Source organism: Streptomyces bungoensis (assembly GCF_001514215.1).
Classification (GTDB): Bacteria; Actinomycetota; Actinomycetes; order Streptomycetales; family Streptomycetaceae; genus Streptomyces; species Streptomyces bungoensis.
The window spans coordinates 128,912-151,155 of sequence record NZ_KQ948852.1; the positions used below are offsets into that span (position 1 = coordinate 128,912).

Annotated in this window: 19 protein-coding genes and 3 pseudogenes; 7 read left to right on the forward strand and 15 right to left on the reverse strand. The window is 75.9% G+C overall.

Annotated elements, in window-relative coordinates; all coding sequences use genetic code 11:
- The first annotated feature begins 332 nt into the window (after positions 1-332).
- The gene (locus tag AQJ66_RS04825; RefSeq protein WP_061917066.1) at positions 333-1,148 is read left to right on the forward strand and encodes an IPT/TIG domain-containing protein; all 816 of its coding nucleotides are present in this window, start codon (positions 333-335) and stop codon (positions 1,146-1,148) included.
- Between the two features lie 507 nt (positions 1,149-1,655).
- Positions 1,656-2,111 carry a hypothetical protein gene (locus AQJ66_RS04830; RefSeq protein ID WP_159052531.1) on the forward strand — a complete coding sequence of 152 codons (456 nt, stop codon included), beginning with the start codon at positions 1,656-1,658 and terminating at the stop codon, positions 2,109-2,111.
- Between the two features lie 813 nt (positions 2,112-2,924).
- Here the strand turns inward: AQJ66_RS04830 and AQJ66_RS04840 are convergent.
- The 3 genes from AQJ66_RS04840 to AQJ66_RS04850 form a co-directional block, all read right to left on the reverse strand.
- Positions 2,925-4,490: a phytoene desaturase family protein gene (locus tag AQJ66_RS04840; RefSeq protein WP_061917075.1), complete on the reverse strand. Its 1,566-nt coding sequence runs from the start codon at positions 4,488-4,490 to the stop codon at positions 2,925-2,927.
- A gap of 65 nt (positions 4,491-4,555) precedes the next feature.
- Positions 4,556-6,778, reverse strand: a complete 2,223-nt coding sequence (locus tag AQJ66_RS04845; protein ID WP_061917078.1) for a serine/threonine-protein kinase — start codon at positions 6,776-6,778, stop codon at positions 4,556-4,558.
- Between the two features lie 514 nt (positions 6,779-7,292).
- On the reverse strand, positions 7,293-7,667 hold the full coding sequence (locus AQJ66_RS04850; protein WP_061918265.1) for a four-helix bundle copper-binding protein: 375 nt from the start codon (positions 7,665-7,667) through the stop codon (positions 7,293-7,295).
- Between the two features lie 142 nt (positions 7,668-7,809).
- On the opposite strand from AQJ66_RS04850, the gene AQJ66_RS04855 reads away from it, so the two are divergent.
- Positions 7,810-8,175 (forward strand): DUF6479 family protein, encoded by a 366-nt coding sequence (locus tag AQJ66_RS04855; protein WP_208611285.1) that lies wholly within the window; start codon positions 7,810-7,812, stop codon positions 8,173-8,175.
- 60 nt (positions 8,176-8,235) lie between these two features.
- Here the strand turns inward: AQJ66_RS04855 and AQJ66_RS04860 are convergent, their stop codons facing one another.
- The 11 genes and pseudogenes from AQJ66_RS04860 to AQJ66_RS04915 all read right to left on the reverse strand — a co-directional run bounded on the left by AQJ66_RS04860 (position 8,236) and on the right by AQJ66_RS04915 (position 18,827).
- Positions 8,236-8,691 (reverse strand): RpiB/LacA/LacB family sugar-phosphate isomerase, encoded by a 456-nt coding sequence (locus tag AQJ66_RS04860; protein WP_061917084.1) that lies wholly within the window; start codon positions 8,689-8,691, stop codon positions 8,236-8,238.
- A 401-nt stretch (positions 8,692-9,092) separates the two neighbouring features.
- Positions 9,093-10,346, reverse strand: coding sequence for an ANTAR domain-containing protein (locus AQJ66_RS04865; RefSeq protein WP_061917086.1), 1,254 nt, complete (start codon positions 10,344-10,346; stop codon positions 9,093-9,095).
- 139 nt (positions 10,347-10,485) lie between these two features.
- Positions 10,486-10,950, reverse strand: a complete 465-nt coding sequence (locus AQJ66_RS04870; protein ID WP_061917089.1) for an STAS domain-containing protein — start codon at positions 10,948-10,950, stop codon at positions 10,486-10,488.
- 132 nt (positions 10,951-11,082) lie between these two features.
- Positions 11,083-11,429 (reverse strand): annotated as a pseudogene (locus AQJ66_RS04875) (glycosyltransferase family 2 protein); the annotation flags it as partial.
- 172 nt (positions 11,430-11,601) lie between these two features.
- Positions 11,602-12,105: a glycosyltransferase family 9 protein gene (locus tag AQJ66_RS39935; RefSeq protein WP_341849406.1), complete on the reverse strand. Its 504-nt coding sequence runs from the start codon at positions 12,103-12,105 to the stop codon at positions 11,602-11,604.
- A gap of 53 nt (positions 12,106-12,158) precedes the next feature.
- A pseudogene (locus tag AQJ66_RS39940) lies at positions 12,159-12,932 on the reverse strand (glycosyltransferase); the annotation flags it as partial.
- A pseudogene (locus tag AQJ66_RS04890) lies at positions 12,929-13,940 on the reverse strand (glycosyltransferase family 9 protein). The pseudogenes AQJ66_RS39940 and AQJ66_RS04890, both read right to left, overlap by 4 nt.
- 375 nt (positions 13,941-14,315) lie before the next feature.
- The gene (locus AQJ66_RS40930) at positions 14,316-15,149 is read right to left on the reverse strand and encodes an HAD-IIIA family hydrolase (RefSeq protein WP_425264263.1); all 834 of its coding nucleotides are present in this window, start codon (positions 15,147-15,149) and stop codon (positions 14,316-14,318) included.
- A complete protein-coding gene (locus AQJ66_RS04905; protein WP_061917096.1) occupies positions 15,146-16,141 on the reverse strand; it encodes a glycosyltransferase family 2 protein in 996 nt (331 codons plus the stop codon). Before AQJ66_RS04905 ends, AQJ66_RS40930 begins: the two co-directional genes overlap by 4 nt.
- Positions 16,138-17,772, reverse strand: a complete 1,635-nt coding sequence (locus tag AQJ66_RS04910; RefSeq protein WP_061917100.1) for a carbamoyltransferase family protein — start codon at positions 17,770-17,772, stop codon at positions 16,138-16,140. The genes AQJ66_RS04905 and AQJ66_RS04910 overlap by 4 nt, the downstream gene beginning before the upstream one ends.
- Before the next feature lie 41 nt (positions 17,773-17,813).
- Entirely contained in the window at positions 17,814-18,827 is a 1,014-nt protein-coding gene (locus AQJ66_RS04915; RefSeq protein ID WP_061918267.1) for an NAD-dependent epimerase/dehydratase family protein, read from the reverse strand.
- Positions 18,828-19,257: 430 nt separating this feature from the next.
- Between AQJ66_RS04915 and AQJ66_RS39945 the strand changes: the two genes are divergently transcribed.
- From AQJ66_RS39945 to AQJ66_RS04925, 3 genes are all read left to right on the forward strand, one after another.
- Positions 19,258-19,617: a hypothetical protein gene (locus AQJ66_RS39945; RefSeq protein WP_244162748.1), complete on the forward strand. Its 360-nt coding sequence runs from the start codon at positions 19,258-19,260 to the stop codon at positions 19,615-19,617.
- 162 nt (positions 19,618-19,779) lie between these two features.
- Positions 19,780-19,983 (forward strand): hypothetical protein, encoded by a 204-nt coding sequence (locus tag AQJ66_RS39950; protein ID WP_244162749.1) that lies wholly within the window; start codon positions 19,780-19,782, stop codon positions 19,981-19,983.
- A gap of 100 nt (positions 19,984-20,083) precedes the next feature.
- Positions 20,084-20,647, forward strand: coding sequence for a hemerythrin domain-containing protein (locus tag AQJ66_RS04925; RefSeq protein WP_061917103.1), 564 nt, complete (start codon positions 20,084-20,086; stop codon positions 20,645-20,647).
- 186 nt (positions 20,648-20,833) lie between these two features.
- Here AQJ66_RS04925 and AQJ66_RS04930 read toward each other — a convergent pair whose 3' ends face one another.
- Complete coding sequence (locus tag AQJ66_RS04930) at positions 20,834-21,277, reverse strand: hypothetical protein (protein ID WP_061917106.1); 444 nt, start codon at positions 21,275-21,277, stop codon at positions 20,834-20,836.
- 182 nt (positions 21,278-21,459) lie between these two features.
- Between AQJ66_RS04930 and AQJ66_RS04935 the strand changes: the two genes are divergently transcribed.
- Positions 21,460-22,206 carry a PP2C family protein-serine/threonine phosphatase gene (locus AQJ66_RS04935; RefSeq protein ID WP_061918269.1) on the forward strand — a complete coding sequence of 249 codons (747 nt, stop codon included), beginning with the start codon at positions 21,460-21,462 and terminating at the stop codon, positions 22,204-22,206.
- The last annotated feature ends 38 nt before the right edge of the window (positions 22,207-22,244 follow it).

Sequence of the window (22,244 nt, forward strand, 5' to 3'; positions counted from 1 at the left end):
ACCACTGAAGTACCGGCCCGCCAGCCCAGAGTGGCCGGCGACATCGCGGATGTCCGCGGGGCTGTTCGCCCCGGAGGGCGAACCGACCTCTCCGATCGCTGCTCCGCCTGCGCAGCGGTACGGCAGGCCGCCCGTCGCCAGGACCGCGGATCCCCCTCAGCCGGCCGTAGCCACGCACCGCTCGGCGCCCGGCCCGGCCCCCGGTGACTGCGCCTCGCTCACGGCACTCGTCTCCCGTCACCGGCCCGGCAGGACTCTGCCGACTCTGCGCCCGGACGCGAACCCGGCGGCATCCAGCGCATCAACCACCCACTCCCACAAGGAGAACCACCATGTCCGTGGAACTGACCCCAGGGCTGCCCTCCATCCTGTCGCAGCCGACCCTGTTCGCGGCGGTGCCCGGCTTCGGGCCCACCGGCGGAGGGAACACCGTGCTGCTGATCGGCGCCAACCTCGGCGGAGCCACCTCCGTCACCTTCGGCGGCGTCCCGGCGACCATCCTCTCCCAGGACCCCTTCGGGTTCCTGATCGCGGTCGTCGCCCCTCCCCACGCCGCCGGCAACGTCTCCGTGGTCGTCACGACCGCCGCCGGTGCGAGCACCCCCGCCAACTACACCTACGTGGCTCCGCCGCCCCCGCAGCCGCCGACCGCCATCGGTATCGCTCCGCAGACCGGTCCCACCACGGGCGGTACGCCGTTCCTCATCGTGGGCACCAACCTCACCGGTGCCTCGGTCACCTTCGGCGGTGTGCCGGCCACCAACGTCAACGTCATCGGAGGAGTGGTGCTGACGGGTCTGACGCCTCCCGGAACCGCGGGCAACGTCGCCGTCCAGGTCACCACTCCCGCGGGCACGGCGACCGTCACCGGCGGATTCACCTACATCACGCCGATCCTGCCCGTCGTGGCGTCCATCACCCCGTCGACGGGCACCACCGCGGGTGGCACGCCGTTCGTCCTCACCGGTTCCAACCTCACCGGGGCCCAGGTGACGTTCGGCGGCGTGGCGGCGACCAACGTGGTCGTCGACGCCACCGGCACCATCGCCGCCGGGCTCACCCCGCCGGGAGCCGCCGGCAATGTCGCGGTGGTCGTGACCACCCCGACCGGCAGTGCCACCGTCACGGGCGGGTTCACCTACCAGTGACACATCCGTCCCGTGGCCCGGCGGACGCGCCGGGCCACGGGCGTGTCGGCGTGCGCGGACGGCGAGGTGCGACATCGGCCTGGCCGGCGCCGTCTGCCACGGCGGCGGCCTGGCGGCGGGCGACGGGCGTTCCGGGCTCCAGCACCGCGCCGGTGCGCTCCGATCGCGCGCTCGCGATGCGCTCATCCAAACGAGTGGTGATCCGATACACCCCTTGCGGCATATGCCGTAATGCTGCGTCACTGGACATATCCAACCGGTGGGCCGCCCATCCCTCCCGGGGGGCGCGACTGCGGTGGGGCCTTCGGCCTTTTCATACGGGTTGAGATGTCCGAGCCGTACCGAAGCCGCGATGGGCACCCTCGAGGGGGAGTTGGATCGGCAGTCGGTGCCATGCGAGTGGCACCGACTTGTCGGTTTTCCGGGCCGCCGAACCGGACGGCGAGCCACCGGGGCGTAACCCGTCCGGCGGAGTTTCTCCAAGCCCTCGGCCTCGTTGCTCAGTTCATGAGCTCTCCGTTGACGCCCGGACCGACGCAGACGCAGTGGTTCACCGCCCCCCTGCCGTGGCCGGACGCGTCGACCCCGGTCCGGCCGGAGCACGCCGGCATCGGGCCGGGCGGATCCCCGCAGTGGGCCGCCGAGGCGACGACGGCACCCGCCGCAGCTGACGAGTCGTCACCGCAGGCCGTGCGAGGAGTACGCGACACGGTGCGGACACCCGCGCCGGCGCTGCCGCAACGGCGACCCGCCACGCCTCGCCACGCACTCCCGCGCCCCGGCGGCGACCTGAGGCTCACCCCGCTGTACGCGGCGCTCCTGCACGAGTGGCGGGAGCGCGGCGCGGCGGTTCCGGGCGCCGTCGACCCGGAGTGGCACCGGCTCGTCTCGTGGCAGGCCATGGAGGCCGACGTGCGCCGGACCTTGCGGAGCCTGCGGCTGCAGCGCTCACTGCCGGAGTGAGTCAGCACGCAGGCTGAGACAGACGCCCCTCCCGAGAGACTCCGCGCCCAGGGCACCGCACCTTCCATTGCTCCATTCGGGTGCCGTCGCCGCCAACTCCCTTGTCGCCTAAGCGGCTTCGTGGGTCACTTGTGATACGAACCGGCGGGCCGCCCTCCCGTACCGGAGAGAGAGGGATTGGCGGCGTCCGCCGGTGCCCGTACGCGCGGGACGTCGCAGCAATCGCCCCTCACGCCTCCGATGTAGCGGCACGGCGCCGCGTAGATCCCACACCCTGTTCCGACCCACACCGTGGGCCGGGTGTGACAGCGCCGCTGCAGCGCCGGTTCACGGCATCGTCAAACCGCAGCGAGGAGCGTTGTCATGCCTATCACGCCCAATCAGGGCTCGACCGGCGGCGGGACTCTCGTCACGATCACCGGGACGACGGTCGCCGTCAACTGCACCGATGCGCCGACGACACGGCCGCCGGTGAAGCGGTCACGGTCGTCACCGACCCGGCAGCGGCCGCCGGCGAGGCGGTGGCCGCCACGGCAGCCAGCGCCGCTGCGGTCACACCCGCCCATCGGCGAGGGGTATGCACACGTCCCACGAGTCAGCTCCTTGCTCCTCATCCGGTCATCTGTCGGGGAGCCTTACCCTCACCAGGCAGCCGCGCCGGACCGGAGCACACAGAACTGACCCGCTCGGGGCATCTAGTTGGGCCGACAGAACGAGGCCGGCGCGGGGGCGGGGCCCGGCTCGCGCCCGACGCCCTGGCCTCCTCGCCCCGGTCGTCGTCGGATCGTCTCCGCGCCCGAGGTCACGCGGTGTTCACGCGGTCTCCTCCAGCACCGCCATCGCCGCGTTGTGCCCCGGCACCCCGCTCACCCCTCCCCCGCGCACCGCGCCCGCGCCGCACAGCAGCACGTTGGTGTGCCGGGTCTCCACACCCCAGCGGCCGGTGCCCTCCTGGGCGTACGGCCACGACAGCGCGCGGTGGAAGATGTTGCCGCCCGGCAGGCGCAGGTCACGGTCCAGGTCGAGCGGGCTCTTGGCCTCGATGCAGGGCCGGCCGTCGGCGTCGGTGGCCAGGCAGTCGGCGAGGGGCTCGGCGAGGTGGGCGTCGAGCTGGGCGAGGGTGGACTTCAGCAGTTCCTCGCGCACGGCGTCGTTGTCGCGGGCGAAGAGCCGGGCGGGGGTGTGCAGGCCGAACAGGGTGAGCGTCTGGTAGCCGCGCTCGGCGAGGCCGGGGCCGAGGATGGTGGGGTCGGTCAGGGAGTGGCAGTAGATCTCCGAGGGCGGCGCGGCGGGCAGTTCCCCGGCGGCCGCCTGGGCGTGGGCGGTGGCGAGCTGACGGTAGCCCTCGGCGATGTGGAAGGTACCGGCGAAGGCCTCGCGCGGGTCGACCGCCACGTCCCGCAGCCTGGGCAGCCGCTTCAGCAGCATGTTGACCTTCAGCTGGGCGCCCTCGGCGGGCTCGGGTGCCTCGTCCCCGGTCAGCGCGGCCAGTTCGCGCGGCGAGGCGTTCACCAGGACGTGCCGGGCGGCGGCGACTCCCTCCCCGTCCGCGGTGCGGTAGCCGACCTCGGCGGTGCGCCCGTCCGTGGTGATGCGCACGGCCTCGTGCCCGGTGGCGAGGACCGCGCCCGCCGAGCGCGCCGCGCCGGCCAGCGCGTCGGTGAGGGCGCCCATGCCGCCGACCGGCACGTCCCAGGCGCCGGTGCCGCCGCCGATGACGTGGTAGAGGAAGCAGCGGTTCTGGGCGAGGGAGGCGTCGTGGGCGTCGGCGAAGGTGCCGATCAGCGCGTCGGTGAGGACCACGCCCCGCACCAGGTCGTCGGCGAAGCGCTCCTCGATGGCGACGCCGACGGGCTCCTCGAACAGGGCCCGCCAGGCTTCCTCGTCGTCGATGCGGCGGCGCAGTTCCTCCCGGGCGGGCAGGGGCTCGGTGAGGGTCGGGAAGACGCGCTGGGCGACGCGGCCGGTCATGGCGTAGAAGCGCTGCCAGGCCTCGTACTCGCGCGCGCCGCCGGTGAGGCGGGCGAAGGCCTCCCGGGTGCGCCGCTCCCCGCCGCCGACGAGCAGCCCGGTGGGCCGGCCGCCGCGTTCGGCGGGGGTGTACGAGGAGATGGTGCGGCCGCGGACGCGGAAGTCCAGTCCGAGGTCGCGCACGATCTTCCGCGGCAGCAGGCTGACCAGGTAGGAGTAGCGCGAGAGCCGGGCGTCGACCCCGGCGAACGGCCGGGTGGAGACGGCGGCGCCGCCGGTGTGGCCGAGGCGCTCCAGGACCAGCACGGAGCGGCCGGCCCGGGCCAGGTAGGCGGCGGCGACCAGGCCGTTGTGGCCGCCGCCGACGACGACGGCGTCGTACGTCCGGGTTCCCTCGTTGGCAGGCATGGTTCTTCGTAACACGTCATGATCGACGACGGCCAGAGGCGTGCCGGACGCGGTCGGCCGACGGGTCAGGGGCCGCCGGGGGTCCGCTGCCGGCTCAGGACCGCGACCCTGCGGTACAGCTCCGCGGCCTCCCCGCCCCGGCCGAGCTGTTCCAGGCAGTGCGCCTCGTCGTTGCGGCTGGCGAGGGTGTCGGGGTGGCCGGGGCCGAGGACGTGTTCGCGGGCGGCGGCGACCGCGCGGTACTCGGCGAGCGCCTGCGGCCAGCGTCCCATCCAGCCCAGGGCGACCGCGACCTCACGGCGGCTGACCAGGGTGTCCGGGTGGTCGGTGCCGAGGACCCGCTCCCGCTGCGCGCACACGTCGCGGGCCTCGGCGAGCGCCTCCTCCCAGCGGCCGAGGCGGCCGAGGTTGACGCCGAGGCCGTGCCGGGCGCGCAGGGTCTCGGGGTGGACGGGGCCCTGGAGGCGGGTGCGGTCCTCGACCAGCGCGCGGTAGACGCGCAGGGCCTCGGCGCCGCGGCCGAGCCGGCCGAGGCTGATGCCCTCCTCGTAGCGGGCGGCGAGCGTGTCCGGATGGCCGGGGCCGAGGGTCCGGGCGCGGGCCCCGGCGACCTCGCGGTAGGTGTCCAGGGCCTCCTCCCAGCGCCCCAGCTGGCCCAGCGCGTAGGCGACCTCGTACCGGGTGACCAGGGTGTCGGGGTGATCGGGGCCGAGCACCCGGGCGCGGGCGGCGGCCACGTCGAGTGCGGTGCGGCAGGAGTCCTCGAGGCGGCCGAGCCGGCCGAGGCTGAAGGCGAGGTTGTGGCGGCAGCGCAGGGTGTCGGGGTGGTCGGGGCCGAGGACCCGCACGCGGGCGGCCAGCACCGAGGCGTAGCCCTGGTGGGCCTCGAAGTGGCGGCCCAGCCGGCCGAGGACGTAGGCGGTTTCCTGACGGGCGGCCAGGGTGTCGGGGTGGTCGGGGCCGAGGGTCCGCTCCCTCGCCTCGGCGACGGCCGTGTAGGCGTCCAGCGCGTCGGCGGCGCGGCCGGCGCGGCCGAGGGCGAAGGCGGCCTCGCAGCGGGCGGCCAGGGTCTCGGGGTGGTCCGGGCCGAGCAGGGCCGCCCGTTCACCGGCGACGGCCAGGTGAATCTCACACGCTTCGACCCATCGGCCGCGCCGGGCCAGGGCGAGGCCCTGCTGCCGCCGTGCGGTGAGGGCGGCGAGGGCGTCCGGCGACGGCCGGGACAGGACCGCGGCACCGGCCCGCGCGTCGGCCGGGCGGGCGGTCCAGGCGCCGGTCAGGGCGGCACCGGGGTCGGGCGGGAGCGCGCGGAGGCCGGTCCCGACCGCCTTGTGGCCGGTGTTCATGCCCAGGGTCCAGAACGGCAGCCGCCGTTCCCGCGGCGCCGCGTCGCCGGGGCGCGGCCGGCCCGCCGCGGTGCCCGGCCGGTATGGCGGTGCGGTGCGTCCGGCGGTCAGGCGGAGCCCCAGTTCCCGGGCGTCGTACGGCCGTTCCTCCGGGCGCTTGGCCAGCAGGTCGAGGACGGCCCGCTCGAAGGGCTCGGGCAGCTCGGGCCGGTGCTCGCGCGGCGGGCGGGGCGGGGTGTCGCGGTGCCCGAGGAGGATCGCCCAGGTGTCGTCCAGGTCGAACGGCGGTGCCCCGGTCGCGATCTCGTACAGCACGCAGCCCAGCGAGTACAGATCGCTGCGCTGGTCGACCTCGGCGCCGCCGATCTGCTCGGGGGACATGTAGTGCGGGGTGCCCAGTGCGATGCCGGTGCCGGTCAGCCGGGCGGTGAAGCCGATGCCGTGGCCGAGGCGGGCGATGCCGAAGTCGCAGATCTTCACCGTGCCGTCGGTCAGCCGGACGATGTTGGCGGGCTTGAGGTCGCGGTGCACTATGCCCTGCCGGTGGGTGTAGGCGAGGGCCGCGGCGACCTGCTCGGCGATGTCCAGCACGTCGTCCACGGGCAGCGGATGCCCCTTGTTGTCCTCCAGCAGCCGGCTCAGGTCGCGGCCCTGCAGCAACTCCATGACCAGGTACAGGATGCCGTCGTCCTCGCCGAAGTCGTGCACCACGGTCACCCCGCGGTGCGAGAGCGCGGCCGCGACCCTCGCCTCCCGGCGGAACCGTTCCCGCAGTACGCGGGTGAAGGACGGATCGTCCTGCGGCCCGAGCGGCCTGAGGCACTTGACCGCGACCTGCCGGCCGAGGGACTCGTCCCGGGCCCGCCACACCTCGCCCATGCCGCCCCGCCCGACCAGGTCGAGCAGCCGGTAACGGCCCTGGACCAGCCTGTTCTCCCCCATCGCGCGCCGTCGCCCCCGTCGCCGTCCGCTCCGCCCCCGGGAACGGCGCCACGGCGCCGCGGCCGCGCGGAACCCGGCCCGACCCGTGACACCCCCCTGCTCGCCCAGTATGGCGGTCGATCGCCCCGTTTTGTACGGGGCCGTTCCCACGCCCGGACCGGGCCCCGGCACGGCTCCCGGGAGGCGTTTCGACGACTGCTCGCGACCCTGATCTGCGGGAACGTGACGCACCGGCACGCACACGCCGCGCGGCCGGCGGGTGACGGCGGCGGATGCGGGGCCGGCCTGCGGCGCGGTTCGTGGACGTACGGAGGCATCGCGGCGTACGCCGCCCGCGCCACGCGCCGCTATGGCGCCTCGCGCGCCGGGCAGGAGAGGGGGTGCGCCGGCGGACGGAGGAGGCAGTCGGGAACGGCCGGGAGCCGGCCGCGCGCCCGGGGCATCCCCAGGCCGACACAGGCGACGGGGGACGCAGGCGGACACGGGGTGCGGCTGTTCCCGGTTCCGCCGGGGCTCAGTCCAGTGCCGCCATGAAGTCCGTGCAGGCGACGGCGCAGGCCCGGCAGGCGCTCGCGGCCGACTCGGCGCCGGACTGCTCGTCGAAGGCGTGCGCGCACTCCAGGCAGACCGAGCGGCACCACTCCAGCTGGATCCTCATCCCCTCCTCGTCCTGACGGATCTCCTCGGACAGCACCCGGCAGGTCGCGTCGCACACCTCGGCGCACATGATGCCCAGCCGGCGCACTCGCTCCTGCCCCTCGGTGCCGTCCGGATCCAGAAGGCTCGCGCGCACCGCACACGCCCTGGCGCACTCCGTGCACGCCTGCGCGCAGGTGAACCGGTCCTCCAGGAACCTGTAGAGCTGCTGCTGCGAAGTCGGCGGTGTCACACCGGGCGGGTAGCCGACCCAGGGCGCCGCAAACGCGTACAACGGGCCGGGCCTCGCCGCAACCGGGCGGGTCGCCGTGCGTCGGCGCACGCGCACGCAAGGTGTCCGGTTCGTCCCTGTCTGGGTGGGGTATTCCAGTGCTATGAGTACCGCACAGATGCAGCTGGCCGCGGCAAGCGGTCTGATGAGCCTCGTGCTCTTCGGTATAGCCGTCGGTCTGCTGGCGCTGCTCGCCGGCGGATTCTGGATGAACTCCCGCGTCAAGTACCGCGAGCCCCCTCGCCCGCGTCCCGAGGAACAGCCGCGCCTGCCACCGGAGGGCGCGGTGCACGAGGTCCGGGAGAACCGGGAGTCCCAGGAGATTCCCCGCACCCCCGAGGGCGGCCGGGCGCTCACGCCGTACGAGCTGTCCAACATGGACACCAGGCCCTCCGACTCCAAGGAGCGCCCGCGCTGGAGCAAGGGGTCGAGCGGCTCGTTCGGCGGTGGCGGGCTCGGCGCCCACTGAACCGGACCCCGGCGACGGACGATCAGCCTTCGAACGGCCCGCGTCGGCCGCCCCGCACCGTCAGGAACCCAGCCTGACGGCGTCCAGGCGGCCGACGCGGGCCACGTTGCGCACGTCCTCCGGGTCCCGGCTGGGCTCGGCCGCGAACCAGGCGTCGAGGATCTCCGTCAGGACCGCGGCGGAGGTGAGCCGCAGGCTGAGCGCGAGGACGTTGGCGTCGTTCCAGCGCCGCGCGCCCTCGGCCGTCGCGGCGTCCGTGCACAGGGCCGCGCGGACGCCCGGCACCTTGTTCGCCGCGATGGAGGCGCCGGTGCCGGTCCAGCAGCACACCACCGCCTGGTCGGCCGCACCTTGGGCCACGTCCTGGGCGGCCGCCTCGGAGCAGACCGCCCACTGCGCGTCGGCGCCGGGCCGCAGGGCGCCGTGCTCGCGCACCTCGTGGCCGCGCCTGCGCAGTTCCCCGACGAGGAGACGGGCGACGGGTTCGTCCATGTCGGAGGAGACGGAGATCCGCATACGGCGAGCCTATCCGGTCCGTCGCCGGGCATGAAGCGGCTCCGGAGGCGTCCGGTGACGCCTCCGGAGCCGCTGCCAGTGGCGGGCGCCAGGTGGGGCTCAGGGGTGCTCGGGCTGCTGCGCGGCGGCACTCCGCAGCCCCTGCCGTCGCCCTTGACGCCCTTGTCCGAGCCGTGGGGGCGGGCGCCCGCGCCGCGTCCGGTCGTCCGGCGGGCCCTGAGTTCGCCGCCGTCCTGCGGGGTGGCGCCTCCCTTGTCACCGCGCCGCTGTCCGGGCTGCTGCGGATGGGACAGGCGCGAGGCTCCCTCCGGGTGTACGTGTTCCGTGCGCGGTCCGGCCGGGTCCCCACGGGGGGCGGCTGACGCACGCCGTCGGACGGCCGCCCTCGCACGTGCGTCGCCTCAGGACACGCGTCGCTCCGCGAGCGTCCGGTGCAGATGCTCCAGCGCGTCGAGCAGGACCGAGCGGTGGTACCAGCTCAGCCAGGCAGCGGTGTCGGCGGCCAGCAGGCCGAGGGCCTCGGCACGCGCGGCCGTGGCGCGGTGTCCGGGCACCGTCCAGAGCAGGGTGATCACGCCGGTGCAGAAGCCGGCCGGGGAGACGACCGGGACGGTGTGCAGGGCGCGGGCGCCCGTGACCAGCAGGGCGCGCCGGACCTCGTCGGACAGCAGCGGCTCCCCGGCCACGTCGGGCACGGTGACCGGGCGGCCCCGGGCCCGGGCGGCCGCGTCGGCCGAACCCTCGGCCCGGCCGCGGACGAGGTGGTCGAGAAACCTTTCGTCACAGCCGTGGTGGGTCTCCAGCATCAGGGCGTTCACCGCGGGGTCGACCAGCTGGACGTACCCGGCGGGGGCCCGCCCGAGGGCCAGCGCCTCGTGCAGCACGGCGTCGATCATCTGCCGCCGGCAGCGCGGGTCCCGGCTGCCGCGGACCAGCGTCCGCAGCGGCGGCACGGGCAGCGGGCGCCGCCCGGGGAACCACACCCCGCCCTCCGGGGCGCGGGCCACGACCACGGCGGAGACCAGCACCCGCAGCGGCACGTTGAACCGCTGGGACGCCTCGCGCAGCACCCGGAAGGCGCTCGCCGAGTCGGGCAGGCCGTAGCGGGCCATGAGGGTGCCCTGGGCCATGCCGATCACCGGCGCGGTGCGCACCCGGGCGCGCAGGGCGCGGACCTCCTTGTGCAGGTCCTCGTACGAAGGCCGCAGCGGGTCGGCGATCTGCGAGTGCCAGACCGGCAGGTCCTCCGCCTGGGACGCCGCACGGGCCGGCTCGCGCAGCGCCTCGTCGAGGGTGGCGTACAGCCGGACGCCGTCGAGGCGGGCCAGGTGCACCGCCTCCCGGACGCCGGGGCGGGCCCGCACGATGATCAGGTCGGGGCGGCCGGTGCGGGCCCGGGCGGTCTCGCTGAGCGTGCGCAGGACCGCCGCGCCGCCGAGCTGCACGTGCCCCATGTCGAGGACGGGCCGCAGCCCGGCGCGGTCGGCCTGCTCCAGGTGGGTGCGCAGGGCGTCCGACCACTCCGCCGCCCCGAGCGCGTCCAGGGTGCCGGACAGGCGCAGGAGCAGGGCGCCTTCGGCGGGCGGGCCCTCGACGACGGACGACTCGATGACGAGCGGGGCCGGTGGGCCCGGGCGGCCGGAAGAACGTTTCATCGCAACACCACACCAGGACGTCACAGGGAACTGGCAAGGCCTCTTCCTGACCTTGAACCACCTTGCACGGTCGCCGTTCGGCTCTCAACCGCAGCGAGGCCGTGCCGGCGGCCGGCCGGGCCGGCCTCCGTGGCCGCGCTCAGCCGCCGGCCGGGCCGGCCCCCGGTCCCTGCCCCGCACCCGCCTGCGCTTGCGCCTCCAGGGAGTGCACGGCGGACGCCAGGGTGGCGTGGGCGCGGACGCCCGGCAGGCCGGCCAGCCGGAGCGCCTCGCGCACATGGGGTCTGGGCTGCACGATCGGCAGGCAGCGGCCGGCCAGGGCGAGCCCGCCGGTGGCCCGGTCCAGCGAGCGCACGGCGACGGCGCTGGCCAGGTACAGCTCGGCCATGTCCAGTACCGCGGCTTCCCCGGCCCGGTCGGCCTCGGCGAGATGGCCGGCGAGGGACTCGGAGAACTCGGCGGCGTTGGACGCGTCGACGGTGCCGCGTGCCTTCAGCACGGTGATGCCGCCTCCGCCGGGTCGGCGCTCCCGGACGGCCCGCAGGTGCAGCGGAGCGGGGCCGGCCGGGCGGACGCGGGCGGAGGACAGCTGACCTTGTTCCATGGGAAGGGGCTTCCTGCTCGGGAGGGGATCAGCCGGCCGCGTCTTGACCGGGAGGGGACCACTGTGCCCCTCGGGGATGCCCGGTGCAACGACAGGTCCGGGCGTGTCGCGGCCCGGCCGGAGGCCGCCCGCTCACCCGACGTACCGCCGGGCCGGCGAGGCGCGGCGGGCCAGCCCGAGCGTGGCGATCCGGTGTTCGAGCTCGGGCGGCACGGGGTCGCGCCGGCGCAGCACCCAGGGCAGTCCGGCGGTGGCGTGGGCGAACGCGCGCACGGACGCGGCGTCGTGCGGGACGGTGCGGATCAGGTGGCCGGTCCGGCCCAGGGCGGGCAGCAGGGGCCGACGCAGCCAGGTGAACCACAGGGTGTTGTCGTGCAGGCCGAGGACGCGGCGAGCGGTGCTGTCGCGCAGCCGGACGCCTGGTGGTGAACGGTGAGGTCCTCGCCGTGGGCGAGCCACCAGCCCTGCCGGAGCAGGTCGCAGTGCGGGGGCGTGGCGGACGGGCGTCAGGGGGTGGGGACGGCGTCCACGCTCGTCCGGCCGGGACGGCGGGGAACGCCGGGACCCTGCCCATGGTCATGCGCGACCGCCGCGGCACCGCGCACGCCCACGTTCGGCGGACCGGTCCCCCGCGCGATGCCCGGAGCGTGCTCACTGGACCTGCGCCACCTCCACAGCCGTACGGACCGACCGGAGCTGCATCAGGCACGCGGCCGCCACCTCGCCGGTGCCGAGGCGCAGCAGGCGGGCGTCGGGGATGCGGCCGTGGGGGTCGCCGGGCGGTCCGGGCCGCCACAGGGCCAGGTGGTCCGGGCTGGGGGGCGGGCCCCACAGCCGTGGGGAGACCGGTCCGAAGAGGGTGACCGAGCGGGTGCCGTGGGCCACGGCGAGGTGGGCAAGGCCGGTGTCCCCGCTGAGCATCAGGGCCGCCTCGGCCACCAGCGCCGACAGCTCGGCGTGGGGCAGGCCGCCGGCCAGCACGTCGGACGCGGGGAGCCCGCTGCGCTCGGCGACCGACCGTACGAGGGCGTCCTCGCCGGGGCCGCCGGTGAGGACCACGCGGTGCCCGGTCGCGCGCAGGCACCGTACGACCGCGGCGAACCGCTCCCCCGGCCAGCGGCGGGACCCCGAGGCCGCGCCCGGGTGCACCAGCACCGCGCCCGGCGCCGGGGACGGCGCGGCGGGACGGGGCAGGCACAGGTCGAGGGGGCCTCGCGGACCTCGGTGGTGTCCAGGGCGACGACCGGCATGCCCAGGAGCATGGCCTCCAGCAGGGACAGGCCGAGCGAGGTCCAGCGCACGGGGTGCAGGTAGAGCCGGCAGCGCGCCATCTCCCGGTGCAGCGCGTGCTGGGGCAGGTCCCGGGCGCGGCAGCGCTCGGGCGGCAGGCCCAGGTGCCCGGGCAGGCCCTCGGTGCGCATCCCGAAGACGTCCAGGGGCGCGCAGCGGGCGAAGCGGGGCAGCAGGTCGGTTCCGGTGGTGCGGCCCCTGCGCACGGGTTCGTTGACGACGACCGCGGCGCGCCGCTCGGTGCCGGTCCACAAGGGGCCGGAGTCGATGATGCCGTGCTCCACGACCTCGGTGGGGGCCCTGCCGTTGTCCCACATCAGCCGGTTGAAGTGGGTGACGTGGACGACGGGGATCTCGGTCTGCCCGGCGAGGGGGTGGACCTGGCGCTCCGGACTCTCGTCGGGGCTGTTGTGCTCGACGTACACGGCGGGCACGTCCACGCCGGGGCGGCGGCCGGTCCAGCGCCGGGCCAGCTCGGGTTCGTGCGGGCGCTGCAGCACCATCAGGTCGATGTCGGCGTCCCGGAGTTGCGCCGGGGCGCGTTCCTCGACGGTCCTCGGCCAGTCCCAGGTCACCGCCCGGCCGAGTCCGTCGGGGCCGCGGTCGCCGGTGACCGGGACCAGGTAGGTGTGCGGGCCCTGCACGAATGCGGTGAGCCAGGATCCGTGCACGTGCCAGACGAGGATGTTCATGAGCGCCGCTCCTGGATGAGCTTGTGCACCGCGCGCAGCACGTCCTGTCCGGTGACCTCCTCCAGGCAGGGGTGTCCGGGCACCGGGCAGGTCAGGGCCCTGGTGTCCGCGCACGGCGCCGACCGGTCGCCGAGCAGGATGGCGGGGACGCCGTACGGTGCCCAGCGGCCGGCCGGGACCACCGGCGCGAACAGCGACACGACGGGTGTGCCGACGGCTGCCGCCAGGTGGGCGGGGCCGGTGTTGGCGCTGATCACGGCGTCGGCCAGGCGCAGCACTCCGGCGAGGGCGCGCGGGGTGGTGCGGCCGCCGAGGTCCACGGCGAGGGAGCCGGCGACCTCGCGGGTGAGCGCGGTCTCGCCGGGCCCTCCGGTGACGACCACGCGGTGCCCGGCGTCGGTGAGCAGCGCGACGGCCTCCGCGCAGCGGCGCGGGCTCCAGGCACGGGCGGGGGGCGCTGGCGCCGGGGTGCAGCACGACGTAGGGGCCGTTGCCGGTCAGGGCGCTGGTGTCCGGCGGGCGCAGCACGCGCAGGCGGCCGTCGTCGCCGGGCGGGGGCGGGAAGCCCAAGGCGGCCGCCGTGTCGAGCGCGGCCTCGGCCTCGTGCCGCCCTTCCCGCCGCCGCTGGCGCACGTCCAGCAGCCGGCCGGGGTGGTCGACGCTGTCGGCGCCGATGAGCCGTATGCCCGCGAGCCGCAGCAGGAGGGCGGTCGGCAGGGGGCTCTGGTGGAAGGAGGTGAGGACGAGCGCGGTGTCGCAGGCGGCGGCGCGCAGGCGGGCCAGCAGCCCCTCGACGTCCGCCGCGCTCACCGGCGGCGGGTCGAACCCCTCCCAGGGCGCCTCCCACACCAGCACCTCGTCGACGCCGGGCAGCAGCCGCGCGGCGTCCGCACCGCGCGGCCCGCAGAGCATGGTCACGTGCGAGCACCGCGCGGCGACGGCGCGGACGGCGGGACCGGCGAGCAGCACGTCCCCGAAGCTGTCGAGCCGGACGACGAGCGCCTTCACCGCGGCCACCCCCCGTCACGGCGGAGGGCCGTCGGCTCCGGCTCCGGCCGCGTGCCGTCGTGGCGGTGGCGCGCATCGGTCCGCACGGCCCGGGCGCGGGCCCCGAGGCCCGTGTGCGCCTCCGTCCCGCCGGGGCCGCCGTGTCCGTCCGCGCCCGCCGGCCGCCCGACGGGCCCGCGGCTCACCGGGACACGGGGCGCTTGCCGTGCTTCCCTCCCGCTGCCGCCCGGCTCGCGGTGCCCGGGCGTCTCGTCCCGCCGGCGGGCAGACCTGGCCGGCGCCTGCGCGCGGGGCCCGGGCCCGCCGGAGACCGGGGGCGCCTGCGGCGTGTCGAGCCCACCGCCGCCGGGGGCCCTGGATCCGTGGGCATCCGGCTCACCGCCGCTGGAGAGCAGGAAGGCGTGCGTGCCGCGAGACCTCCCGCCACAGTCCATGGGCGGGTTCGGTTCCGCGTCGCTCCAGCCGCGGCCCGACCGATCGGACGGGTCTGCCGGTGCAGGGACGGAGGACTGCTGGGGGTCCGGGCCGCCGCCGGGACCGGGGGAAGCGTGGGGCACGTCCGGTCGACCGTCGCCGCGCTCGGCGCTCCGGATCGCCTCCGCCCGCCGGCCGGCGGACCCACCGGGCCTCTGCGCGCCCGAGGGCGCGTACGGGGACGTGTCCCGGCCGCTGGTTCGCTCCTCGAGCACCGTGCGCAGTGCGGTCAGGGGGTCTCGGGCGGTGAGGGGCGCGTACCGGGTGATCTCGTCGGGGGCTGGCCGGGTTGGGGACCAGGACGGCTCGGGCGCCTGCCGCGTGGGCGGCCTCGATGTCGGCGGCGATGTCGCCGATCACCAGGCACCGGGCCGGGGGGACGCCGAGGCGGGCGGCCGCCGTGAGGATCAGGCCGGGGCGGGGCTTGCGGCAGGGGCAGCCGGCGTCAGGGGCGTGCGGGCAGTAGAGCCAGGTGTCCAGGCCGCCGAGCAGCCGGTCCGCGCGGGCGTTGACGGCGTCGACCTGGCCGGCGTTGAGCAGGCCCCGGCCGATGCCGGACTGGTTGCTGACCACGGCGGTGGCCAGGCCCGCGGCGCGTGCGAGCGCCACCGCCCCCGCCGCGCCGGGCAGCAGGCGGACGCGGTCCGGGTCGCCGTTGTACGGCACGTCCGCCACGAGCGTGCCGTCCCGGTCGAACAGCACGGCCTGGACGGGCAGCGGGCTCTCGGTGCTCACTCGGTGCCTCCCAGCGGTGCGGCGGTCCGGTGCCGGACGAGCCCGGCCAGCCAGTGCCGGACCGCGAGGGGCGGTATGAGCACGCTGGTGCCGAGCATCCCGGCTATCTCGCGCCCGCTGCGGGGCCCGGGCAGGATGCGGGCGAGGGCGAACTCGGCCGTGCCCAGCGTCCACAGGGCCGCGCAGGCGGTGGCGGCCCGGCGCCGGCCGGCCAGCGCGCAGACGGCGGAGGCGAGCGCGGCACCGGTCACCGCGAGGTGCCGGGGCAGCCGGCCCCGAGGTGCCCGGGCCCGCGCCCACCAGTCCCGCCCGTGCAGCCTGCTCATCAGGACGTCGTCGGCGTTGCCGCGCTGCGCGGGCAGTGAGGCCCACCAGTGGGCCGGGCGGACCGGGTGCCGGGTGGTCCGGGTGCCGCGGCGCAGGGTCCAGCCCGCCCGCTCGACGCGCAGCGCGAGGTCGGCGTCCTCGCGGAAGGCCCGCGGGAAGCGCTCGTCGAAGCCGCCGACCCGGATGAGCGCGGCGGTCCGGTACGCCATGTCGGCGGTGGCCCAGGCCGCGTTCTCCAGGCCCTTGGTGCCCCGTTCCCAGTCGGTGGGCCGGCGGTCGGGGGGCAGCGGGACCTCCAGCCGGCCCTGGACGCCGCCGACGTCCTCGCCGGCGTCCCGCAGGTCCTCGGCGAGCCGCCGCGACCAGTCCGGGAGCACCTGGACGTCGTCGTCCAGGAAGACCGTCCACGGCGTCCGCGCGGTGCGCCACCCGGCGTTGCGGGCGGCGGCCGGGCCGCGGCCGCCGGTGCGCAGGGTGCGGACGCGGTCGAGCAGCATCCCCGCCGGTTCCAGTGGCAGGCCCGCGTCGGGCGCCGGGCGGTCGTCGACCACCACGACCTCGTGCGGCGGGTGTCCCTCGGCCCGGGCCAGCGCGCGCAGGCACTCGGCGAGGCAGGGCCGGCCGATGGTGGGTATGACGATGGTGTAGGCGGGTGCGGTGCTCACGCGAACGCCCTCCCTCGCCGGATCGCGAACGGTCCGAGGACGAGCAGGTCGACGGGTGCGGAGCCGAAGCACTCCAGGGCGTCGCGGGGGTCGTCGACCATGGGGCGCCCGGCGGTGTTCAGGCTGGTGTTGACCACCACCGGCAGTCCGGTCCGCCGCTCGAACCCGTCGATCACGCGGGCCACGAGGGGTTCCTGAGCCCGGTCCACGGTCTGGACGCGGGCCGTGCCGTCGACGTGGACCACGGCCGGGATGCGGTCCTCCCAGCCGGCCGCCACGTGGTGCACGAACAGCATGTGCGGGCTGGGCAGCGGCCCGTCGAACAGCTCGGCCGCCCGTTCCGCCAGGACCATGGGCGCGACGGGCCGGAACTCCTCGCGTCCCTTGACGGCGTTGAGCCGCTCCACGTTCTCGGCGCGTCCGGGGTGGGCGAGCAGCGAGCGGTGGCCGAGGGCGCGCGGGCCGTACTCGCTGCGGCCCTGGAACCAGGCCACGATGCCGTCGGCGGCCAGCGTCTCGGCGGCCGTCTCGGCGATGCCGGCCGGCTCCTCGTACGGCACGGCCGCCCGCTCCAGCCGGGCGCGCAGTTCGGCGTCGCTCCAGCCGCGCCCGAGGGCGGCGGTCGGCATCGGCTCCAGGGTGTCCTTCTGCCCGGCGACGTGCGCCGCGGCGCCCAGCGCGGTTCCGGCGTCTCCGGCGGCGGGCTGCACCCACACGTGCCGGAAGCCGCTCTCGCGCCACAGCCGGGTGTTGGCCACGCAGTTGAGGGCGACACCGCCGGCCAGGGTGAGGACGTCCTCGCCGGTGCGCTCGCGCAGCCACCGGGCGAGCGCCAGCATGGCTTCCTCCAGGCAGAGTTGGGCGCTGGCCGCCAGGTCGGCGTGGTCCTGGTCCCAGGCCCCGCCCGCCGGGCGCGGGGGCACCAGCTCGGTCCAGGGCACCGGGCGGGCCCGGAAGCCGCCCCGGACGTCGGCGTGGACGTACTCGCGCAGCCGGCCCGCGAAGCGCGGGGTGCCGTACGACGCGAGGGCCATCACCTTGAACTCGTCGCTGCTGCGCAGGAATCCGAGGTGCTGGGTGAGGTCCTCGTAGAACAGGCCGAGGGAGTCGGGCAGTTGCTGGGTGCCGAGCACGGTCAGTTCCCGGTCGGTGTAGCGGCCGGCCAGGTGGGAGCCGCACTCGCCGCGGCCGTCGAGGACGAGGACGGCGCAGTCGGGGTACGGCGAGACGGCCCCGGCGGAGGCGGCGTGCGCCACGTGGTGGGGGACGAACCGCACCTTGGCCGGGTCCAGGCCGGGCAGGGCCTCGGCGAGGAAGCCGGGTGCCTGGCGGGCGTACTCCTGGCGCAGGTGGTCCCAGGGGTCGTCCAGGCCCAGTTGCTCGGCGGGCCGGGCCAGCGAGGGGTCGCAGGAGTAGGCGACGGCGTCCAGGTCGGCGGGGGTGAGGCCGGCCTGCTCCAGGCACCAGCGGGCGGACTGCTCGGGCAGTTCCCAGGCGGAGAAGGGAACGGGCCGCTTGCCGTGCTTGCGGCGGGAGAACCGTGCCTCTTCCGCGGCCGCCACCACGCTGCCGTCCGTGAGGAGGGCCGCGGCGGGGTCGTGGAAGAGGGCGTTGATACCGAGGACGTGCATGCGCTGTCTCCTGGGCTCCTGGACGGCGGTCGGGCGAGTGGTCAGGACTGCGCGGCCGCCTCCCCGTCCGGGGGCGGGGCGTCGCCCGCCGGGAGGGCGGCGAAGTAGGCGATCGTCTGCTTCAGGCCCTCCTCCCAGGGCACCTGCGGTGACCAGCCGAGCAGTTCGAGCGCCAGGCTGGTGTCGGGGCGGCGCCGGCCGGGGTCGTCGACGGGCCGGTCGATGAAGGCGATCGGCGAGCGGGAGCCGGACAGGGCGACCACCCGGCGGGCGAGGTCGGCCATGGTGATCTCGTCGGCGCCGCCGATGTTGACGGGCCGCACGGACCGGCTGGCCGCCACCCGCAGCACGCCGTCGACGGTGTCGTCGACATAGCACAGCGAGCGGGTCTGGCTGCCGTCGCCGGTCACGGTGACCGGTTCGCCGGCCAGGGCCTGGCTGATGAACGTGGGTACGGCCCGGCCGTCGTGGGCGCGCATGCGCGGTCCGTAGGTGTTGAACAGCCGGACGATCCCGGCGTCGGTGCCGCGGGTTCCGGCGTGCGCGGTGACCAGGGCCTCGGCGAACCGCTTCGACTCGTCGTACACGCTGCGCGGGCCGACGGGGTTGACGTTGCCGCAGTAGCCCTCGTGCTGGGGGTGCACGAGCGGGTCGCCGTACACCTCGGAGGTGGAGGCGAGCAGGAAGCGCGCGCCGTCGCGTTCGGCCAGCGCCAGGGCGTTGCGGGTGCCGAGGCTGCCCGCGTCCAGGGTCTCCAGGGGGAGCCTGAGGTAGTCGGCGGGGGACGCCGGGCAGGCGAAGTGCAGTACCAGGTCGTAGGGTCCGGGCAGCAGCCGCGGGCAGCCGGGGTCCGAGACGTCGCAGTGGACGTAGCGGAAGCCCGGCCTTCCTTCGAGGTGGGCGACGTTCTCGCGCCGTCCGCAGACCAGGTTGTCCGCACAGTCGACTTCGGCTCCCGAATCCAGCAGCCGTTCGCACAGGTGGGAGCCGAGGAAGCCGGCGCCGCCGGTCACGACGGCGCGCCGCCGTGCGGCGGCCCGGGTCTCTCCGGTCATGGGGGTCACTCCTTCGTCCAGGTCGTCCACGTGCGTGCGCCCGGGGAACGCTCCTGTCAGGCGTTCGGCGCGTGCCGTGTCCCCGGGCCCGGGGGAATCGGCCCGTCGGGGAAGGACTGTGGGAGGGGAGGCGTCAGGGCCCGGGTCCCCACGTTCCGGAGGACCGCCCTGGTCGGCCGCCGCTGGCTGGACGGCACCGGCACGGGGTTCCCGTGCCAGCCGGTTTCACACTTTTGATCCTTATTGTCCGAAACGATGAGTACTCGCGCGACTGCAGGTGACCGCTCGGCACGGTGGAGACGGCTCATGGACGACGACCTCGCGGCGGTCCTGCTGTGCACCCTGCGCGCCTCCGGGCGGCTGCCCGGGGGCCCGCTGCTCACCGGCTTGGTTCGGCTTCCTGCACGGAGAGGCCACCGCCGGCGACCTGTTGGCGCAGCGGCACGCCTCGGCGCTGCTGGAACGCGCGGGCGTCCCGTACGGCACGGCGTGGGGCCCCGGCTTCCGGGCGGGTGCGCTGACGCCGGAGGCGGCGCGGCCGGACGCCTACGACACGCTGCTCTTCGTGTGCGGTCCGGTGCACGGGCCGCAGGTAGCCGCGCTCCATGCAGGGTTCAGAATCTGTAGACGACTCGCCGCCGGGGTCAGCGTCGTCGATCCGGCGGATCCGGCGGTCACCGGCTTCCACGAGGTGCTGGCCCGCGACGGCACCGGGACCCCCGCCCGGCCCGACCGGCGCTGTCCTCCGGGCAGGGCGAGTACGGCGCGCGGCGGCGGCAAGAGGAGATGAACGAGCGGCTGACCGCGGCCGGCCGGCCGGCAAGGACTGCGCCCGGGTGCCGGCCGACACCCGGCCGGCCACGGACGACTTGCGGCTGTGCGCCACCGGCGAGCAGTTCCTGGCGCTCGTCTCCCGTTTCGACGCGGTCGTCACGACCCGGCTGCACGCCTGGTGCTCGGCCTGCGCACCGGGACCCCGGTGCTCGCGGTCGACCCGGTGGCGGGCGGTGCCAAGATGACCGCCCAGGCCCGGGCGGTGGGCCGGCCGGCGCTGGTGGACGCGGGCGCGCCGGCGCCGCGCATCCTGGACCACTGGTGGCGGTGGGCGCTGTCGGAGCAGGGCCGGGCGGCGGCAGGCCGCCACTCGATGGGCTGAGGGCACCGCGTACGCCCGTGTAACGCCTTGCGGACGGGGCACTCGACGCCTCCACCGGCGGGCCGCACACGGCCGCCGCGCGCATGCAGGAGGTAACGTCATGGGTCACGGCGGAAACGTCATCCAGGAACTGACGACCGATCACCGTGAGGTCGAGGAGATCTTCGGTCGCATCGAGGCGCTGCCGCCCGGTTCCAAGGAGCGCAAGATACTGGCCGACCAGGCCACGATGGAGCTCGTTCGGCACTCGGTGGCCGAGGAGGCCTACCTCTACCCGGCGGTGCGCATGCACGTGAAGGGCGGGGACGCCCTGGCCGACAAGGAACTCGAGGACCACGCCGAGGCCGAGCGGCTGATGAAGGACCTGGAGGGCCTGGAGCCGGACGATCCGCAGTTCGACACGTGCATGGCCCGGCTGATGAGCGAGATCCGGTCGCATGTGACGGACGAGGAGGAGAACCTCTTCCCGCAGTTGCAGGCGGTCTGCCCGCCCGAGGCGCTGGACGAGCTGGGCGACAAGGTGCGCCGCGCGAAGAAGACCGCGCCGACCCGCCCGCACCCGGCGGCGCCGGACCACCCCCCGGCCAACAAGCTGCTGGCGCCGGGAGCCGGCCTCGTCGACCGGATGCGCGACGCGCTGTCCGGGCGCGGCAAGGAGAGCTGACGCACCGAGCGCCCCGCGGGCGCTCGGCGGGCGGGGCGGGGAACCCGGCGATCCACGATCCACGAGAGCCGGATCCTCCCGCCGTCGCCGCGATCCGGTCGAGACCCCCCGGCGCCCGCCGGCCGCACACACGGCCGGCGGGCGCCGGGGGGTCTTCCGCGCGCCGTACGGCCGAGCGCCCGGCGCTCAGCGCCACGGGGACGTCCGGCCGCCGGATCCGGACCGCGGCGGGCGGGTGGCCCGGCACAGCAGGCGGAAGGCCTGCAGCAGGGTGAGCGGCCACAGCAGGGCGAAGCCCCACAGCAGAACGGGGTCCGAGGTGCGGATGCCCATGACGGCGACGAACACGGACGCGGCTCCCAGCAGCAGCACGGCCAGCGGCAGCCACAGCCCCCGCCGCCTGCGCTCCGCCCGGCGGTTCGGGCGCGGCCGCCGCGCGGGCCCGGCCGCCGGGCGGGCCGTACGGTCCCGGGGCGCGGCGCCCGTGCGGCGCGCCGAGCCCGTGGGTTCCACCGAGCCCATGGCGCGCGCCAGGCGGCGGTCCTGCTGCAGGTCCGCCTCGATGCGCAGCAGCGCGAGCCGCTCCCGCGGCGAGAGCCGGACGTCGTCGGGTGTGTCCCAGTCGTTCACGGCAAACAGCACCTCCTCCGGCCCATGGCCTCGGCGACCCCCTCGTCGGGCGACCGAGTTCCCCCCGATGGCCGGACCGAAGCGCACGCCCGGCGCGGCTGGCGGTGCGGTGGGCTCCTGGCGAGGATGGAGACGAGCGGGGGCACGCCCCGCCGGTCCGCAGGGAGAGGCGGTGGCCTCCGCTGACGTACATCGCCGTGACGGCGCTGAGCCATCCCGGACTCGTCCGCGACCGCAACGAGGACAGCCTGGTCGTGGGGCCGTGGACGCTGTGCGCGACCGTGACCGAGAATCCGCAGACGCTGGTGTTCCCGCTCGGCACGCCGCTCGTCGTGGCCGTCGCCGACGGACTCGGCGGACAGCCCGGCGGAGAGGTGGCCAGTGCCCTGGTGGTACGCCGGCTCGCCCGGGCCGGGCCCGGGCTGACCGGTGAGGACGACGTCCGCGAGGAGCTGCGCGCCTGCAACCGCGCGGTGTACGCGGCCGCGGACGCGAACGGGCGGGCCCTGGCCACGATGGGCACGACCGTCGCGGGGGCCGTCGTCCGGTCCGGCTCGCTCGTGGCCTTCAACGTGGGCGACAGCCGGGTCTACGCGGCGCCCAGGGACGGCCTGCTCCAGGTCAGCGTGGACGACAACCCGCCGCTGGAACCGGGGCAGCGCACCACCCCGATCGTCACCCAGTGCCTCGGCGGCACCGCGCACCACCGTGCCGTCACCCCGCATGTGACGGCCGCTCCCGTGGCCGCCGGCGACCGGTACCTGGTCTGCACCGACGGCCTGACCGACCCGCTGCCGCAGGACGTCCTCGACGGCCTGCTGCGGGAGTACGACGACGGCCGCGCGGCCTTCGAACTGTGGAAGGCGGCCATCGCGGCCGGCGGCCCCGACAACATCACGCTCGCCCTGCTCCGCGTCGCGGACGAGTGACGCCTGCGGGGCGGGGCGCGGCGGCAGGGCCGTTCGGC